Source organism: Leptothoe sp. EHU-05/26/07-4, from assembly GCF_043421015.1.
In the GTDB taxonomy this organism is placed as follows: domain Bacteria; phylum Cyanobacteriota; class Cyanobacteriia; order Phormidesmidales; family Phormidesmidaceae; genus Leptothoe; species Leptothoe turfae.
In genome coordinates this window covers 1,096,962-1,113,276 of sequence record NZ_JAXSQV010000004.1, presented here as the reverse complement: position 1 = coordinate 1,113,276, position 16,315 = coordinate 1,096,962, and the positions used below count along the sequence as shown (strand labels likewise).

18 protein-coding genes are annotated in these 16,315 nt (G+C 49.0%); 8 read left to right on the top strand and 10 right to left on the bottom strand.

What is annotated here, in order from left to right; translation table 11 throughout:
- Window positions 1-63 precede the first annotated feature (63 nt).
- The 4 genes from dapD to U2F10_RS17725 all read left to right on the top strand — a co-directional run bounded on the left by dapD (window position 64) and on the right by U2F10_RS17725 (window position 4,137).
- The gene (dapD, locus tag U2F10_RS17740) at window positions 64-921 is read left to right on the top strand and encodes a 2,3,4,5-tetrahydropyridine-2,6-dicarboxylate N-succinyltransferase (protein ID WP_006515040.1); all 858 of its coding nucleotides are present in this window, start codon (window positions 64-66) and stop codon (window positions 919-921) included.
- 281 nt (window positions 922-1,202) lie between these two features.
- Complete coding sequence (gene ilvE / locus U2F10_RS17735; protein WP_499872913.1) at window positions 1,203-2,099, top strand: branched-chain-amino-acid transaminase; 897 nt, start codon at window positions 1,203-1,205, stop codon at window positions 2,097-2,099.
- Between the two features lie 124 nt (window positions 2,100-2,223).
- Window positions 2,224-3,420, top strand: a complete 1,197-nt coding sequence (gene dapE, locus U2F10_RS17730) for a succinyl-diaminopimelate desuccinylase (protein WP_499872911.1) — start codon at window positions 2,224-2,226, stop codon at window positions 3,418-3,420.
- 120 nt (window positions 3,421-3,540) lie between these two features.
- Window positions 3,541-4,137 carry a Uma2 family endonuclease gene (locus U2F10_RS17725; protein WP_499872909.1) on the top strand — a complete coding sequence of 199 codons (597 nt, stop codon included), beginning with the start codon at window positions 3,541-3,543 and terminating at the stop codon, window positions 4,135-4,137.
- A gap of 170 nt (window positions 4,138-4,307) precedes the next feature.
- Here the strand turns inward: U2F10_RS17725 and U2F10_RS17720 are convergent, their stop codons facing one another.
- Both U2F10_RS17720 and rpiA read right to left on the bottom strand, forming a co-directional pair.
- On the bottom strand, window positions 4,308-5,489 hold the full coding sequence (locus U2F10_RS17720) for an aldo/keto reductase (protein ID WP_499872907.1): 1,182 nt from the start codon (window positions 5,487-5,489) through the stop codon (window positions 4,308-4,310).
- Window positions 5,490-5,737: 248 nt separating this feature from the next.
- The gene (rpiA, locus tag U2F10_RS17715) at window positions 5,738-6,445 is read right to left on the bottom strand and encodes a ribose-5-phosphate isomerase RpiA (RefSeq protein ID WP_006515046.1); all 708 of its coding nucleotides are present in this window, start codon (window positions 6,443-6,445) and stop codon (window positions 5,738-5,740) included.
- 418 nt (window positions 6,446-6,863) lie between these two features.
- On the opposite strand from rpiA, the gene U2F10_RS17710 reads away from it, so the two are divergent.
- Window positions 6,864-8,201 (top strand): CHAT domain-containing protein, encoded by a 1,338-nt coding sequence (locus tag U2F10_RS17710; protein ID WP_499062230.1) that lies wholly within the window; start codon window positions 6,864-6,866, stop codon window positions 8,199-8,201.
- A gap of 18 nt (window positions 8,202-8,219) precedes the next feature.
- On the opposite strand, the gene U2F10_RS17705 is transcribed toward U2F10_RS17710, so the two are convergent.
- A complete protein-coding gene (locus U2F10_RS17705) occupies window positions 8,220-8,873 on the bottom strand; it encodes a DUF4033 domain-containing protein (RefSeq protein WP_499062229.1) in 654 nt (217 codons plus the stop codon).
- Between the two features lie 153 nt (window positions 8,874-9,026).
- Complete coding sequence (locus tag U2F10_RS17700; protein ID WP_499062228.1) at window positions 9,027-9,209, bottom strand: hypothetical protein; 183 nt, start codon at window positions 9,207-9,209, stop codon at window positions 9,027-9,029.
- A gap of 209 nt (window positions 9,210-9,418) precedes the next feature.
- Between U2F10_RS17700 and U2F10_RS17695 the strand changes: the two genes are divergently transcribed.
- Window positions 9,419-9,604 carry a hypothetical protein gene (locus U2F10_RS17695; RefSeq protein WP_499872905.1) on the top strand — a complete coding sequence of 62 codons (186 nt, stop codon included), beginning with the start codon at window positions 9,419-9,421 and terminating at the stop codon, window positions 9,602-9,604.
- Here U2F10_RS17695 and U2F10_RS17690 read toward each other — a convergent pair.
- The 3 genes from U2F10_RS17690 to U2F10_RS17680 form a co-directional block, all read right to left on the bottom strand.
- Window positions 9,561-10,151, bottom strand: a complete 591-nt coding sequence (locus U2F10_RS17690; RefSeq protein WP_499872903.1) for a hypothetical protein — start codon at window positions 10,149-10,151, stop codon at window positions 9,561-9,563. The two genes, U2F10_RS17695 and U2F10_RS17690, sit on opposite strands and share 44 nt — an antisense overlap.
- Window positions 10,136-11,224: a chorismate synthase gene (gene aroC / locus U2F10_RS17685; RefSeq protein WP_163660878.1), complete on the bottom strand. Its 1,089-nt coding sequence runs from the start codon at window positions 11,222-11,224 to the stop codon at window positions 10,136-10,138. Before aroC ends, U2F10_RS17690 begins: the two co-directional genes overlap by 16 nt.
- A 77-nt stretch (window positions 11,225-11,301) precedes the next feature.
- Window positions 11,302-12,213: a peptidoglycan DD-metalloendopeptidase family protein gene (locus tag U2F10_RS17680; protein ID WP_499872901.1), complete on the bottom strand. Its 912-nt coding sequence runs from the start codon at window positions 12,211-12,213 to the stop codon at window positions 11,302-11,304.
- 329 nt (window positions 12,214-12,542) lie between these two features.
- Here U2F10_RS17680 and U2F10_RS17675 point away from each other — a divergent pair, with 329 nt between their 5' ends.
- Window positions 12,543-13,352 (top strand): MBL fold metallo-hydrolase, encoded by an 810-nt coding sequence (locus U2F10_RS17675; protein ID WP_499872899.1) that lies wholly within the window; start codon window positions 12,543-12,545, stop codon window positions 13,350-13,352.
- Window positions 13,353-13,402: 50 nt separating this feature from the next.
- Window positions 13,403-13,840 (top strand): dUTP diphosphatase, encoded by a 438-nt coding sequence (gene dut / locus U2F10_RS17670; RefSeq protein ID WP_499872997.1) that lies wholly within the window; start codon window positions 13,403-13,405, stop codon window positions 13,838-13,840.
- A 30-nt stretch (window positions 13,841-13,870) separates the two neighbouring features.
- Here dut and U2F10_RS17665 read toward each other — a convergent pair whose 3' ends face one another.
- The 3 genes from U2F10_RS17665 to U2F10_RS17655 all read right to left on the bottom strand — a co-directional run bounded on the left by U2F10_RS17665 (window position 13,871) and on the right by U2F10_RS17655 (window position 16,272).
- On the bottom strand, window positions 13,871-14,380 hold the full coding sequence (locus U2F10_RS17665; protein WP_499062222.1) for a hypothetical protein: 510 nt from the start codon (window positions 14,378-14,380) through the stop codon (window positions 13,871-13,873).
- Entirely contained in the window at window positions 14,373-15,488 is a 1,116-nt protein-coding gene (locus U2F10_RS17660) for a ParM/StbA family protein (protein ID WP_163660870.1), read from the bottom strand. The genes U2F10_RS17665 and U2F10_RS17660 overlap by 8 nt, the downstream gene beginning before the upstream one ends.
- A gap of 292 nt (window positions 15,489-15,780) precedes the next feature.
- Window positions 15,781-16,272 carry a hypothetical protein gene (locus U2F10_RS17655; protein ID WP_163660868.1) on the bottom strand — a complete coding sequence of 164 codons (492 nt, stop codon included), beginning with the start codon at window positions 16,270-16,272 and terminating at the stop codon, window positions 15,781-15,783.
- Window positions 16,273-16,315 lie beyond the last annotated feature (43 nt).

The following is a 16,315-nucleotide window of genomic DNA, read 5'->3' as shown; positions in this document are numbered from 1 at the left end:
AGATTGACGTTTTTTAATTGACCCACTTTAGTGCAAACAGCAACCCCAAAGGGCATACCACATATGGACACACAGAACCTGATCCGAATTATCGACACCGCCTGGGAAAACCGTAGTTCGATTAATTCCAGCACATCAGGCGAAACCCGTGATGCCATCGAATATGTAGTTAACGGCCTCGATAGCGGTCAGTATCGCGTCTGTGAAAAGTCAGGCGATGACTGGGTCGTCAACCAATGGCTGAAAAAGGCTGTACTCATGTCCTTCCGCCTCAATGACTCCACCGTTATTTCCAGCGGTCTAAAATACGCTGACATGGGAGACGCCCCCTGGTTTGATAAGGTGCCTTCTAAGTTTTCCGGATGGAGCCAGGAAAAGTATGCCGAAGCTGGGTTTCGAGCCGTACCCAACTGCGTTGTGCGACGGGGGTCCTATGTGGCCAGTAATGTGGTGCTAATGCCCAGCTTTACTAATATCGGTGCCTATGTGGACAGTGGCACCATGATCGATAGCTATGTCACCGTCGGCTCCTGCGCCCAAATCGGTAAAAATTGCCATATTTCAGCAGGTGTGGTCATTGGTGGTGTACTAGAACCCCTGCAAGCGAACCCGGTCATTATTGAAGACAATGTGTTTGTCGGTGGCCAGAGCGAGGTTTCCGAAGGCGTTATTGTTAGAGAAGGGGCGGTGCTGGCCATTGGTGTGTACTTGAGTCAGTCCACTAAAATTGTTAACCGGGCCACAGGCGAAGTGACCTACGGTGAAATTCCTCCTTACTCTGTTGTTGTCCCTGGGGCATTGCCTGGCAAGCCTCTGGCAGATGGTACGCCTGGACCTAGCCTATATTGCAATGTGATTGTTAAGACTGTGGATGATAAGACCCGATCTAAGACATCCATCAATGACCTGTTGCGGGATTAGTTCCCTCATCCCCCAGCCCCTTACTCCCTGAGGGAGAAGGGGGGCCTGGCCTCAAAGTCCTTCGCCCCCAGGGAGAAGGATTTAGGATGAGGGCCAATTCAAGGCTATGTCTACCTTTTGGGAAATTATTTTCTAGATGTGTATACACAGTAGCCCCAGGGAGAGGGATTTAGGGTGAGGGCAAAATCCAAGGACACAAAGTCCTTTTAGTCACCACGTTCCATCCACAGCGTTCCACAAATCTCCTCGCTTCTCCAACTCCATCATCCATAGGAATTCCCATGTCTCTGTTGCCTTTCGACCAAAAGGAAGGATATCTGTGGCTTAACGGCAAAACTGTTGTCTGGAAAAATGCCACTATCCATCCCCTCACCCACGGCCTCCACTACGCCAGTAGCGTTTTCGAAGGTGTCCGTATCTACAATGGCAAAGCCTTTCTGCTCAGCGAACACATCGAACGGCTGCATCAGTCCGCCAAAATTCTAGGCTTTAAAATTCCCTATTCTACGGATGACATCATTACTGCCACCCACGACTTGCTGGCTAAAGAAAAGATTGATGTCGGCTACATTCGTCACTTTGCCTGGCGCGGCAGTGAGCAGCTACGGATCTATACACCGACCCCATCAACCCGTCTTGGCATTGCCGCCTGGGCATTTCCCACTACTCTGTTTAACATCGAAACCAAAAAACCCTTAAAACTAACTAGCCGTATCACCTGGCGGAAGCCTGATCCAACAACTGCACCGACAGTCAGCAAAGCGGCCTGTCTCTATCCCATCTGCTTTATGAGCAAACATGAGGCAATCCAGCAAGGGTTTGATGATGCCCTGATGCTGGACTACCGTGGGCTGATCGCTGAATCCACCGCATCCAATGTATTTCTGATTATGGATGGGGCTGTACACACACCCATACCGGACTGTTTCCTGGATGGGATTACTCGCCAAACCATCATCAAACTGGCCAAGCAGTTGGGCATTGAAGTGATAGAACGGCATATTAAACCCGAAGAACTTGCCCAGACCCAGGAGGTCTTTTTGACCGGGACAACCTGTGAGATTGAGTCCATTAGCCAGATTGATGAGCAGCAGTTTGAGGCGTTTGGTCCGATCACGATGCGTTTGATTGCGGCCTATCGGGACTTTGTTACAAAGCAAACAGCGGCAAATAGTTAGTCGATCAGGACTTTGTTACAAAGCAAACAGCGGCAAACAGTTAGTCGATCAGGACTTTGTTACAAAGCAAACAGCGGCAAACAGTTAGTCGGTTTTGTACAATGCTGAAAACAAACGAATTTCCATGATCGCTAGCACTACCGTCACGACTCCCGTTTTCGATCCCGTCAAAGTCACCCAAGAACTGATTCGCTGTCCCAGCGTCACGCCCGATCGCGAGGGTGGTCTCGATGTTGTCCAACGTCATCTAGAACAGCTTGGGTTCACCTGCCACCGTATGACATTCCACAATGAGCCGGGCAGTTACGCAGTCGATAACCTTTACGCCCGCTATGGCACTGAAGGGCCTAACCTGGCTTTTGCTGGCCATACCGATGTTGTACCTGAGGGCAATCGGGAACGCTGGGGAGATATTGATCCCTATGCAGGAGAGATTCGAGACGGTATTTTGTGGGGACGGGGCACGGTCGATATGAAGGCGGGGATTGGCTGCTTTATTGCGGCTGTTTCATCCTGGTTAACGAAGAACAAAGAGACTTTCCAAGGGTCTTTTAGTTTTATTATTACCGGCGACGAAGAACACGAGGCGATCAATGGCACCAAGCCAGTGATGAAATGGTTGGCAGCGCAGGGTGAGAAAATTGATGCCTGTGTGGTGGGGGAACCGACTAACCCGTTGGAGATGGGAGACTGTGTTCACATTGGTCGTCGGGGCAGTATTAACACCTTTATTACGGTGAAGGGTAAACAAGGGCATGTGGCCTATCAGCGCAATGTGCTGAACCCGGTACCTGCTGCGGTGGCAATGGTGGCAGCTTTGCAAAAGCTAACATTGGATGAGGGCAATGAGTGGTTTGAGCCATCCAACTTGGAGATGACCCAGTTTGAGACGGCACAATGTGCAGAGAATGTGATTCCGGCTGAGGTGAAACTACGGTTCAATATTCGCTTTAATGATGAACAAACTGGAGACGGGCTACAGCAGCTCATTCGTGAAACGGTTGATCCCATCGCTCGCGAGCATGGAAACGAGTACGACATTCGCTTCCGGGTGAGTGGTGAAGCGTTTCGTACTGATCCGAACGATGATTTTGTTGCCTTGGTGCAAGATGCAGTTGAAGAGATTGCCAACCGTCGTCCAAGACTGAGTACAGAGGGTGGGATCACCGATGCTCGTTATCTCGTACCTCACTGTGTGACGGTGGAATATGGCCCTCTGGACAATACGATGCATCAGATTGGTGAGCATATTCCCATCGCCCATATTTATGAGCTACACCAAGTTTATGGGCGAATTATCGACAAGTTCTTTGAGGGTTGAGAAATACCCAAATCAACATATGTGTCAACACCTTTCAGGTTCTGGCTTTCCACCAGTGGCATAGCCACTAGTAGCTGTCCTATGATAGGAAGCAAATCACTTTTGATTGAGGCAACGCCAATGACATTAACAACGGCTCCCCCAATCCCTGAAGAAAATCGCCTACTTTTCAAAGGCTTGACTTGGCGTGAATTCAAAGTGGTTGAGCAACTCCTTGAGCAGCCAGGGTATCGAATTTCGTTTCTAGATGGCACCTTAGAGATACAGCAAATGCCTGGAGAACTCCATGAAACCATCAAAAAGCGAATCGCAGCCCTACTGGAACTATACTTGCTGATGGCTGGGTTTGACTTTAAGCCAACTGGCTCTATGACATTAGAAAACGAAGCCAGAAATGTTAAACGAGAAGCTGATGAGTCGTATAAACTGACGCCTAGTAGCCAACGTCCAGACTTAGCTATCGAAATAGTTTTCTCTAGCGGTGGCATTGACAAACTAGACGCTTACAAACGCCTTAAAATTTCTGAGGTTTGGTTTTGGGAAGATGGAGTTCTCAAGCTTTATCATTTACGAGATAATAACGATGAAGCCTACTATGAAAAAATCAGCGTTAGTAAAGCTGTTCCAGAGATGGATTTAGATTTATTTTGTCGCTGTATTCTCATCGACAACCATGTTGAGGCACTCAAAACTTTTCAGGCAGGTTTATCAGCGTAGTGCAGAAGATAACTATAATCGTTTGCCTTTAAATCTCATCTTGACACCATTAGCTGGAGCTAGGGTGACACCCCGACGTTTGGGTGTTTCAGGTGTTTGATCAACCCACTCCAGCTGATAATGTGCAACCATGGTTGCCAACACCAATTTCATTTATGGTTACGCAAGCTCTAGGATTCTGATAGACGCTTGACCTTTGCTCCAGCCAGACGTGTGTGGATTTCCATCAATCGCTGAGGGATAACATCCTGGTGAGGGCTGTGCTGAAGACAGCGACGCAGGTCTAAAGAGTTCACATTATCGGCACGGGAACCAGGAAACCAGTGGCTGGCACCGCCCAGTAGGTTATAGCGGGCAGCGGCGTATTCGGTCATATCGAAGGCATCCACTAGATTACCAAGCCAGAGAATGATGGGGATATTTAGATTGCCGGGGGTGTCGGCTGGTTTGGGTAGCCCCACATCCCAGGTTTTGTACCAGGTTTCGCCCAGGGCTGCGATCGCACTCTCCTCCAGCTTTTTTAGAATCGGTGGTAGTACCTCATCCGCCTGATCTATCAATGGCAGTACCTTCACGTGCTCATCAAAATCGCTAGGCTTAGCAGCCCCCAGGCTTAAAGTATGCACCTGGGAATGGCTCAGACAAAACAGGTCGTTAAACACCATTGGGCTCAGCGGTGCGCACAGGTCCACCAGCTTGGGTGGTGGTGCATACAGATGGCCGCCTTTATCCGATGGACTGATGATAAACACACCCACATCGTGCTTTTGGGCCGCTTCAATGGCAGGCCAATTATTTTGAAAAATGTAGTACCAGTGCAGGTTCATATAGTCGAACTGCCCGGTATTCACCGTGTCGACAATGACATCGGTGGGGCCATGGGTGGAAAAACCGACGTAGCGCACTCGACCCTGGCGTTGAAGTTCACGCACAACCTCCATGCAGCCGCCCGGACGTAGTGTGCAGTCCAACAGTTCGTGGGTATTAATGCCGTGGATACCCAGCAGGTCTACATAGTCTAGCTGCAGATTTTTAATGGACTTGTTAAAGGTGGCGAGGAATTCTTTAGGATCCTGACGGGGTGTAACCTTGGTTTGAACAATGATGCGATCGCGATCAAACGCTGGCAATACTTTACCTAACTGGATTTCTGATGTGCCATAGCCACGGGCAGTTTCAATATGATTGATACCTAGCTCAATCGCACAGTGGATTGTCGCATCGAGGTTTTGTTGATTTTTTTCTGGAATCATCCATTGCGGGACATCTTTCCAGGAGTGCTGATACCGCATGCCGCCGCAGGAGAACACCGGCATTTGCAGTTCTGTGCGTCCAAATCGACGATATTGCATTCGTTTGCTGTGACATTGTTCATTGATTAGTATGCAAGATTTAAGTCGATTCTGCCGTTGATGTAACGGATAACCTCGTAGGGGCTGGCCTTGTGCCAGTCCTGCATCGCAATCGCCTCATCACAATTGTGCTATGAGCATCGAGCCAATTTGTGAAGCATAGATTATACAGGGCACCCACAAGGGGATGCCCCTACACCTCAATTATTCAATTCGTAAATTGTTGGGGTTTACCAATGCAAACCAACCTACATTGTCCGAACCGACGCTTTCCCATCAATCACTTCACCGATTAACACCTCATCGGCTAAGCCAACAAACAAACCATTCTCCAAAACACCAGGAATGTTGTTAACGGTCTTCTCCAGCTCAGCAGGGTTATCAATGCCGGTAAACTTCACATCCAGCACCATGTTCCCCTGGTCAGTAATCACAGGACCATCCTTATTCACACCCATACGTAACTCAGGCGTACCACCCAATGCCGTCAACGCACGAGTGACAGGCGCAACTGCCATGGGTAGAACTTCTACTGGCAAAGCAAAGGTGGAACCTAATTTATCAACCAGCTTAGAGCTATCAACCACAACCACAAAGCGCTCGGCCAAGCCATCCACAACCTTCTCGCGAGTGTGGGCGGCACCACCACCCTTGATCAGGTTCTGCTGAGGATCAACTTCATCTGCACCATCAATGGCAATGTCAATGCGAGGCGCTTCATCCAGCGTAGTTAGCGGAATACCATGCTTTTTAGCCAGTACTGACGCCTGAAACGAAGTGGGAATACCCACAACGTCAGTAAGTTCACCAGCCGCCAAACGCTCGCCAATAAACTGAATGGCAAATGCAGTGGTGGAACCCGTGCCCAGACCCACAATTGAGCCAGATTTTACCTGGGCAGCAGCGGCGCGACCCACTTCTTGCTTCATTAACTTAACTGGGTCCATATCTCCCATGGTGTGATAACTCCTCTACTTGTCTTTAAAGACGATGTTGCTGAGGCTAACCTAAATCAATCTGAAAAAGACTGATGGCTATTACCATGGATAACTCATGGCTCAATCAGCAACCGCTCATCTTCGGGATCTAGCATGACGGAAATCGGGTCGGCTGCATAGACAATGGATGCGCAAATAGGGACATCCATGGGTCATCTACCTTGTCACCAAAAGGTCGGTAAATATCTGGAATTACCCCCACTACCATTTACCACCTGTGACTGTTAAAAACGCGCAAAACTACTGACGCGCCTAAGCTTAATACCTTATCGCTCTACCCTACAGACATTTACTGACCCTAGACTTTAGTCAACATTGATGCGGAGTCAGACCAACTTCTATGTAGTTGCACCTACACACTTTAGGATGTAGCAATATGAAATTTTTATCTCGCGCCCTATCGAGACGCCATAAACCGCTGCGATGGCTTTTGGCTCCCCTGATTTGCCTACTGATAATAGCGCCTACACCAGCCTTCACCCAGGAACTAACCCTAAGCCAGAAAGTTCTGAATATGGAACTGATGCTGGAGTCAGAATATGAAACGTATTTTGGTGAAGATCTAGCTGAGGTGACTCAATCACCAGAAGAAATTGCGATCGCATTAGCTCGGGTTGGAGAAGAAACCGGAACATCCCCCGCTGTTTTATGGGCCATGCCACGAGAAGATCACCTGCACCTGGTGCTGATTATGCCTAATGGTGAGCCCATTGTGCGTGATTTGTATGACGTCCCTAAAGACCTGCTGGCAAAAACCACGGAGCAATTTCATCGGCATATCAGTCGCCCCTCCGGCAATGCTTATATGCCAGCAGCTCGTAAGCTATACGACTGGATAATTGGCCCCTATGAGGATGAGTTTCTCACCCCGGCTGGCATCAATACTCTGTTGGTGTGTTCTGGAGATGGGCTCAGGGGGCTGGCCTTACCCGCACTCTATGATGGTGAACAATTTTTGGTGGAGAAATACAATACCGCTAGTATTCCTGCCTTCAACCTGATCGATACCGACTATGACGCCATTGAACCCGGCAACTTGTTAGCGGTGGGAGCCTCTGAATTTCAGGATTTGTCTCCACTACCTGCGGTACCGGTTGAACTGTCAAATATTGCCTGGCAGCTACGGACGGCTGAGGGTAGCGATCGCAACTGGCAAGACCGTTCCCTCCTCAACCAAAGCTTTACCCTGGAGAATTTTAATACCTTACTCAGTCGTCAATCCTACGACATTGTTCATTTGGCCACCCATGCCGAATTTAAGCCCGGCAAACCAGAGAACTCTTACATCCAACTATGGGACCAGCGACTCACCCTGGAGGATGTGAACAACTTAGACTGGCAGCTGCCCAACTTAGAGCTTTTGGTGTTGAGTGCCTGTGAAACAGCCGTAGGCGATAGCAATGCTGAGCTGGGTTTTGCGGGACTAGCCCTAAGGTCCGGAGTTAAGTCAGCCGTAGCTAGCCTTTGGGATGTTAGTGATTTAGGCACATTGGCCTTGATGAGTGAGTTTTATCACCAGATCCCCCAAACAGCCACTAAGGCTGAAGCACTGCGCCAGGCTCAGCTGGCACTACTCAAGGATCAAACTGACGCTGTTGATCTCAGCCAACTACAAAAATCATATGGAGAGAAAGCCCTGGCTAATGAAAGCTTAGGCTCATTATCTCATCCATTTTACTGGGCCGGATTCACCATGATTAGCAGTCCCTGGTAATGCCAGAGCCCCCCTGTCTCAAGTTCTTACCTTGGGGCAGGCAGGGCTTTCACTGGCTACAGCACAATCTTGCAAACAAGGCTGCTGATAGGCGTCTTCTGTCTCCAGCGGCGGCGGCGTTTGGCCAAATACCATGTCGCAGCTGAGATCCTCAAAATTAGGTGTCATGGTCAGAGGAATACCAAACTTTTCAGTAAAAAACTGCTGTGTGGGTAGTTTGCACATGTTGACACACATGCCCACACAGCCACTTTGTTCTAAATAACGACACTTTTCGATGTGAACCGCACTTTTTTGCTGCCGTTTTTCACCAGAGGCGGTTGTGACCTCAGCCAGCTGCACCGTGCAAGGACCCACTAGCCATTCAAATAGCTGGGTGGCAAACCAGGCATTGAGTTCACACACCAACTGGGTAGGCGAGAAAAACGTACGAATCCCCCACAGGACCGGTGCTGGCACCAATGACTGCAAAACGACAGCAACCAGCTGCTGTTGCTGTTGCGAACTGCGACCTTGCATAATCTTTTGCGAGAGTTCTACAAAGCCGTCATAGCCAGACCGACTGCTACATTCACCAACGGCTTTAGACATTTTGCTAGCAAACAGACGAATAAAAAGCTGGTCAAAAAAAGAATCGTGGTAGGTCGTTTTTTCCACTGCTAGATTTTGCATGAGTTGGGCCGTGCGTCTTGTCTAGTAATAGCAAACAACCACCCCTGCTGTCTTAGGCAGAGATGGTTGTTGTAGTGCTTGGGATATGAGTCCGTGCCTCGGCATTCGCCAGTCACGACTCTACCCATCCTCAATTTTTAGCTGGAAGCAGTACTAGTTCTTATTGCGCACTCCACGATTGTGGCGAATGAGGTCATGGAACGTAGCATCTTCAGAGAGCTCTGAAGGGCTCGATACCTGATGATTTGGATCAAAAGTTGTTCTAGCTTGGGCAGCAGACGTCACAGCAGTCGCTGCAATCAAAACGGTCAAAACATATAAAAAAGAGCGTTTCATGAGTCAAGATCCTTATAAGTAAGATGCCTATTACCGATGGGTAGGTAGATCGGAAAATCCCCTCCATCAGCAACGACATCAGATGATTTATTTACTTGACTAAAATCATGATCTATGAATCTGAATTATTCCTGATACGGATCTGAATAAGTCTTAAGCATCACCATAGCTGGCTAAGTATCCTGGACTCCCATCTCTGAATATCGCCCATGAGCAAGCAATTTGAGCTAGATCACGTTTTTATTTTGACCAACAAAATAGGAGCCCCCGAGGCCGACAAACTGATGGAATTTGGCTTGGTAGAAGGCCCACCCAATATCCATCCAGGGCAAGTAGAAAACCAAGGACAAACTATGGACTTTCGCCCCCATCTGCCATTGCGGCTGTGTTGGTAACCATCAGATACTTGACTGTCAGGTAAATGACCACCATGCCTAGCCAAAGGGCAGAGGTCAGCTGACGCAGGTAATTGGCTTGCCATAGGGTAATCAGGCCGAGAGCAATACCATTGGCTATTAAGACGGGCCAACGGGCCTGCATCGGAAATGGCCGAATCGGTTCAAGGCTTTGGGGATATAGCTGAATATTGGCAGCTGTATTAAAAAAGAACTGACTCATGAGAAAAATTACCATGCCCAGCACCAGATGTTGCCAGGCCAGATAAAACCCAATGAGTTCCATGGCAACCGTAATTAGGGTGACGCCATAGAAGATGACTACACGACGCTCGGCCAGGGAAACCTGATAGACATTGTGAAGATCAACCCAAGCCATGCGCCCTTGGTCGATACATATGAGGATGAGGGCAACAGCAATGGTAGGGCTACCCGTAGTCAGATTGGCTGTTGGCAACAAGAGGTAGTACCAGCCAATACCGCCAGCGGCAATCCAAAACAAAACAACTATGGCCCGCGTAGGCCAGGGTCCTAAAGCAGCTTGCATTGACCCTGGTGACGCATCAGATGATCGCACAGCACCAGAGCCATCATGGCCTCCACCATGGGTACCGCCCGAGGCAATACACAGGGGTCGTGGCGACCGCGACCGGACAGTGTGGTCTCATTGCCCTGCTGGTCTACGGTTTTTTGCTCTTTGAGAATAGTGGCTGTAGGCTTAAAGGCTACGCGAATAATGATGTTTTCGCCGTTGGAAATTCCCCCTTGGGTACCACCAGAGCGATTGGTGCGGGTGCGAATATTGCCGTCAGCGTCAGTGTAGAACTCGTCATTGTGCTGACTGCCGGTGAGAAAGGTACCGGCAAACCCGGAGCCCAGTTCAAACCCTTTGCTGGCAGGCAAGGACATCATACCCTTGGCGAGGTCGGCTTCAAGTTTGTCAAAAACGGGGGACCCAAGACCTTTTGGCACTTTGCGGGCCACACACTCCACTGCGCCACCAATGGAATCGCCGTCTTTGCGCACCCGATCAATGCGGGCAATCATTTCATCGGCAAAGTCAGGATTCGGACAGCGGACAATATTGCTTTCCACCTGTTCCAGGGTGACGCTATCGGGGTCGATGGGGGCCTCTATGTCCTGAATCCGTTTGACGTAGCCAACAATTTCGATGCCAGCCACCTGACGGAGAATTTTTTTTGCGATCGCACCCGCCGCTACCCGACCAATGGTTTCCCGCGCAGAAGAACGACCACCTCCCTGATAATTACGAATGCCGTACTTAGCATCGTAGGTAGCATCCGCATGGGAAGGACGATATTTCGTTGCCATTTCCCCATAGTCCTGGGGACGCTGATCTTTGTTACGCACCAAGATTGTAATGGGTGTGCCTAAGGTCTGGCCCTGAAATACCCCAGAAACAATCTCGCAGGTATCCGTTTCCTTACGGGGTGTGGTGATTTTGCTCTGGCCTGGCCGTCGTCGATCCAGATCCACCTGAATTTCTTCAGCAGAAATTTTTAACTGAGGTGGACAACCATCAATAACAACACCCACACCACCGCCATGGGACTCGCCAAACGTAGTAATGCGGAATAGGTGACCGAAGGTATTGCCCATAGGTTTCAAGAAAGGTGTTTGAAAGCCTTTCAATCCTACCGTAGGACGCCCCTCTGAGGACGGTCCATTGCCATTGACTAACGCAACCGCCAGTACTCAACCAACGTCATATCATGATCCATCTTCATCACATTACGCGGGTTGATGGCCGTGCCTTTGAAATAGACACCGTAGTGTAGATGAGGCCCAGAAGAACGACCAGTATTACCTAGATACCCCAGCACATCACCGCGCTTGACCCTAGCCCCAGACGCCACAGCGACCTTTGACATGTGGGCATACAGAGTCTCGTAGCCGTAGCCATGCTTGACGGTGACGGTATTACCGTAGCCACCATAGTACTCAGCCCGGCCTACCACACCTTCCGCAGTAGCCACAATAGGGGTGCCATAGGGGCCAACAAAATCTGTGCCCTCATGGGTTTCATAGGAAGAACCCCCAAAGGGATTACGACGCAACCCAAACTCAGACGAAATATCAATCGGGCCGCCAATGGGAACTCCATCTGGGTAGGCGGCTATCTTCGCTTCTTCTTCAGCAAGCGTTTCTTCCAACGCAGGCTTAATGCTGTCATCCAAAAGATCACTCAGCTTAGGCAGCTTTTGGCTAGCTTTCTCATAGAGCTCAACACCATCAACGGTCACAGCTTCCCCACCTCGGGGAATACCGTCATCTGACACACTATTCTGGTTACTCAACTCAGGCAACCCAGCTCGCTCTTTTAGATTTTCAATTTCAGAATCTAACGTATTCAGATCAGTTAGAACCTGATGAGCCTGATCCGTAAGCTGCCGGTTTTGATCCGCCAGCTGAACATTACTCTGGAAAAGAGAAAAAATAACAGCCCCCAGCCAACCTAAGGGCACCCCAAGCAGGACAAATGCAGCGATCATTCCGGCAAGTGGGGTAAACGTAATCGTAACGGGAGTCTGCCCAGTACGAGTAACTAAAACTGTGTAACTTTTCAGCAATTGCCGACGCATAGGCATTGAACTTAAGCGCTTAAACCGAAAAATATTAGCTATTTAGCCAATATTTTGGAACGCTGTACCAATCTGTACGATAAACAGCCTGATTATACGGGGATCACATCAAGAAAACGAAAAACAATTTGAAGAAACGTATAAAGTAGGGAAAGAACATAAGTAAAACTTAATAGTTCACTCTACCTTCATAACTTAATCTGTCCGGACTAACGTTCATTTTTTTCAAACAGGGGCAGATTAACCACTTGGTAGAGTTTGTAGCTACAGTTTTCCGCAGTTCGGCATCACTATAACAGCCAGCAGTTTTTTTCAGCGCAGTTTTAAGAGGAGCTATGTCAACAAAAAGGTCAGACACCATCACCTGGTTAGATGTGAACAGTTGGCAGTTCAACCTGGCAGGGCGTTCCCTGCTAGTAGATCCATGGTTAATAGGAGACCTGGTTTTTAACAACGCAGGCTGGTTGATTCGTGGCATTAGACCCCGACCAATCCCCATTCCCCAACAAGTAGACCTATTACTGCTTTCCCAGGGCCTAGCTGATCATGCCCATCCAGAAACGTTGGCAGCACTCGATAAATCAATTCCAGTAGTTGCTTCAGCCGCTGCCGCCAAAGTAGCCAAAGAGAAAGGGTTTACCGATGTCATCAACCTGCCCCCTGGGCAAAGCCATCGTCTCGGTGATGATTTACTCATTGAGGCCTTACCAGGAGCCCCCATTGGTCCTCTCACCCAAGAAAATGCCTATATCATCACTGTCTTAGATACAGGGCTGCGCCTATACTATGAGCCCCACGGCTATCCTGACGTTGCCCTGGCTACGCGTCCTCCGGTCGATGTGGCTATTACCCCCCTGGTGAGTTTGACATTACCCGTACTCGGTCCTGTTATTCGGGGCGGAGAGGGTGCCCTAGAACTAGCCCAAAAGGCAAAACCCCAGTGGCTATTGCCCACAGCCGATGGTGGCGATGTGGGCTATGAAGGACTACTGGCTAAATTTTTAACGGCATCTGGAGGGGCAGATGTGGTGCGATCGCAACTTGCCAATGCCAATCTTTCCACAGAGGTTAAAACCCCACGGCCCATGGAAGCTCTAACCCTAGATCTAAAACCTCAGACACCAGTAGCGGCGGAAACCGTTTAGTCGCTCCTCTCTGCCTTCCACTCGCTCAAGCCTTCATGACCAGTCCCATCATCACTATCAAGTTTAAAAAACTCACCCCTGAAGCCGTAATTCCCGGCTATGCCCATCCCGGTGATGCTGGTGCAGATTTAGTGGCCATCGGCGCTCACACGCTGCAACCACTCCAGCGGTTAGCCATTCCCACTGGTCTAGCCGCAGAAATCCCCCAGGGGTATGAAATGCAGGTGAGACCCAAAAGCAGCCTGGCCCTTAAACATGGCATTACGGTACTCAACACACCGGGTACCGTCGATGCCGGGTATCGCGGAGAAATCAAGGTAATTCTGATTAACCTGGGACAGTTTGCGTTTGAGATTAACCCAGGTCAGCGCATTGCCCAGATCATTATTGCCCCAGTGCTTCAAGCTGAGTTTGTAGAGACAGCGCAGTTAAACGACTCCCAACGCGGTGAAGGTGGGTTTGGGTCAACCGGGACAACCTATGGATAAATAGTTTTGAATAAAGAACTAATAACTCAATTAAAAGTCATCCAATACATCCGGATCAATATCCTCATCCTCCAAAATGTCAGTCAACGATGACGGATTGGCATCACCAGGCTTAGGGTTGGGCGGTGTTATTTTTTCGATGATACTGTTGGGTGCCAGGGACCCGTTGCCATTGGATGAACTGCCATTGCTAGCCACAGGTGGAGGACTGCCCCCCAAAGCCTCACTCAATTTTGGTCCGTAGGCTTCTCCCGCCAGAAAATGTCGACGAATTTGAAAAATTCTGAACTCTAGCTCGTCAATGGCATTACGAGCCAGCACTTGCGCCTCTTCTTTAGAAACCTCATCCTCATAGGCCCAGGGTAAATAATAGGCCTTAAGAGCTCGAATTACGGACTCTCGCATATTCACCATTTTGTTGTCGCGCAAATGATTAACAATACGACCTTCAACGGTGTCGGGGTCGGAGCTAATACTAAAAGAAACACGCTTTCTGGAAGGAGGGTTTTCGTTCTTCGGTGTACTTTTCTTTTTAGCCACGACTCCTCCCTACAGCGAGTTTTTGGAATTTTAGCGCGAGCCACTTCGCGCCGCCATAGCAGTCACAGAATCGTAGCTGATCAATATCTGTCTCCAGGTCTAAATTGGCCGCAACTTCTTCTTGCAAATCTTCCAACCAATTCACCGTACAGAATGTGGAGCGTTCTTCAAAGTACTCTTCTAACTCATCCCGCAGCTGGGCCGCTGTTCCACCACTGACTAGCACCTCATAGTTGGGGACACTGACAGCGGCCAACCACTCATTCAGACGATATCGCACCAGCTCCCAATAATAAGAATTTGCCTTTTCTCGACGCTCAGCCAGGGGATATCCCTTTCTAGGGCGATTGGGAAAAACCACTCGGGCTGAATTGTTGATCAACGCATCATAGAGAAATGGATCGTCCGAGTTGCAGGGCAGATCTTGGGCAACAGCCTTCAAAAGCTGTTGATAGCCAAGACGTTCGGTGCTGCTAGGTTCTCCCTGGGGTGGACGCCCCCCGTTAAACAACAAAAAGCTCAGGTCTCGATGGCCAAACATCAGCACCACAAAGGTTTTCTTAGAGCGTTCTTTTTGTTGCGATCGCTGCACTTTACGCCACTGCACTAATCCCGCCGCCTCAGGTAACACCTTAACGTTGCCAAACTCCAGAAAGATGTCTTGGCCACGATAGGTGAACATCTTATGACCTAAAATTTCACTGGTCAGGGCCTTATAATCAGTCAAATATTCGTTAAAGGGAAGAGCAATTCCCACATCCAGGGTGATCCGTTCTAACTCATGCTGGTGGGCAAACTCACCAATTATCCCGAGGGCACGAATATGGGCTAAGGCACTTTTAGGCAAGCTACTTGTCGCTTTATTGGGACGCCCCTGGGCATCAATACCAAGGGCATAGGCTGGCGTTTCTGGATCAAGCTGCAGATAGCTAATCGACTCTAGACCTGAACCTATCTGCTCCCCCTGGGCCTCAATAATGGTCAACTCAGACGGAGGCATATCTGCCACCAGGGGAGGACACTGATAGGAGTAAAACCGTTCACCATCATTAAGAACGGCCTTGGTGCCAGAACTACCTAAATCGATAAAACACTGATATTGAGCCATGGGGATACGGGCAAAGATATGCCGAGTAGTACGTTAGTACGCTTATTCTAGTGGATTCATTTTAATCGAACGGGCGCTGACAATATATCGCAATCGATACGTTTTGTTGGTAGCGTGCCCAGGCACACAACCATATCAGCAGCGTCAGGCAAACCTGAGTGACGTAGCTAACAGGATTTTAGATTAAGCACTATAAGCACTATATGTAGCGCTCAACTTGAATTTCGAGTACTAGAAGGCAATATGATACCTGCCATAGGCATTTTTGTGAAGTGATTTTCTGCTCTGAAATTTAGTCGGCTTGGGGCATAGGCAACTTATAGAGTAAGTTAGCTAAAATTCCTTGAATACTCTCATGGGAATAGACAGCTTCTGAATGAGCCTTTAAACCTGGTTGCTGAAAAGAAGGGCGCTCTCCATTTATCTGTCCCCACTCCACCGCCACTTGGCGAGAAAACTCATATAGTATCTGGGGCTGCTCAACAATATCAGTCACAATTACTTGCAGTGCCACCAGCGGAGTATCTAAGTATTTACCCACTCTCACATCGGTTTTAACCCAACGCTGCAAACAAGGCTGCAATGCCCCGTCTGGATCGTTTAAGCATTGTTCAATACATTCATTAATGGCCGCTAGCGCTCGTAAAGGGCGCGGTACCATCGCCTGGCTGCCCTTGAGAAACGAGCCTCCCTCGCGACCAATGGCTTCACCTAGACTAAATTTACGCTCTGCTCGAATTTCGCGTTGTAAGCCTGGAGGTAAGGGGTTTTCAGAAACAGTCATCAGACCAGCACTAGGATATCTAAAATCACCGTATCAGAATCAC

Bases quoted from the DNA above. Each gene is read 5' to 3' on its own strand.
- dapD (WP_006515040.1), top strand. From the start codon at position 64: ATGGACACACAGAACCTGATCCGAATTATCGACACCGCCTGGGAAAAC.
- ilvE (WP_499872913.1), top strand. From the start codon at position 1,203: ATGTCTCTGTTGCCTTTCGACCAAAAGGAAGGATATCTGTGGCTTAAC.
- dapE (WP_499872911.1), top strand. From the start codon at position 2,224: ATGATCGCTAGCACTACCGTCACGACTCCCGTTTTCGATCCCGTCAAA.
- U2F10_RS17725 (WP_499872909.1), top strand. From the start codon at position 3,541: ATGACATTAACAACGGCTCCCCCAATCCCTGAAGAAAATCGCCTACTT.
- U2F10_RS17720 (WP_499872907.1), bottom strand. From the start codon at position 5,489: ATGCAATATCGTCGATTTGGACGCACAGAACTGCAAATGCCGGTGTTC.
- rpiA (WP_006515046.1), bottom strand. From the start codon at position 6,445: ATGGGAGATATGGACCCAGTTAAGTTAATGAAGCAAGAAGTGGGTCGC.
- U2F10_RS17710 (WP_499062230.1), top strand. From the start codon at position 6,864: ATGAAATTTTTATCTCGCGCCCTATCGAGACGCCATAAACCGCTGCGA.
- U2F10_RS17705 (WP_499062229.1), bottom strand. From the start codon at position 8,873: ATGCAAAATCTAGCAGTGGAAAAAACGACCTACCACGATTCTTTTTTT.
- U2F10_RS17700 (WP_499062228.1), bottom strand. From the start codon at position 9,209: ATGAAACGCTCTTTTTTATATGTTTTGACCGTTTTGATTGCAGCGACT.
- U2F10_RS17695 (WP_499872905.1), top strand. From the start codon at position 9,419: ATGAGCAAGCAATTTGAGCTAGATCACGTTTTTATTTTGACCAACAAA.
- U2F10_RS17690 (WP_499872903.1), bottom strand. From the start codon at position 10,151: ATGCAAGCTGCTTTAGGACCCTGGCCTACGCGGGCCATAGTTGTTTTG.
- aroC (WP_163660878.1), bottom strand. From the start codon at position 11,224: ATGGGCAATACCTTCGGTCACCTATTCCGCATTACTACGTTTGGCGAG.
- U2F10_RS17680 (WP_499872901.1), bottom strand. From the start codon at position 12,213: ATGCCTATGCGTCGGCAATTGCTGAAAAGTTACACAGTTTTAGTTACT.
- U2F10_RS17675 (WP_499872899.1), top strand. From the start codon at position 12,543: ATGTCAACAAAAAGGTCAGACACCATCACCTGGTTAGATGTGAACAGT.
- U2F10_RS17660 (WP_163660870.1), bottom strand. From the start codon at position 15,488: ATGGCTCAATATCAGTGTTTTATCGATTTAGGTAGTTCTGGCACCAAG.
- U2F10_RS17655 (WP_163660868.1), bottom strand. From the start codon at position 16,272: ATGACTGTTTCTGAAAACCCCTTACCTCCAGGCTTACAACGCGAAATT.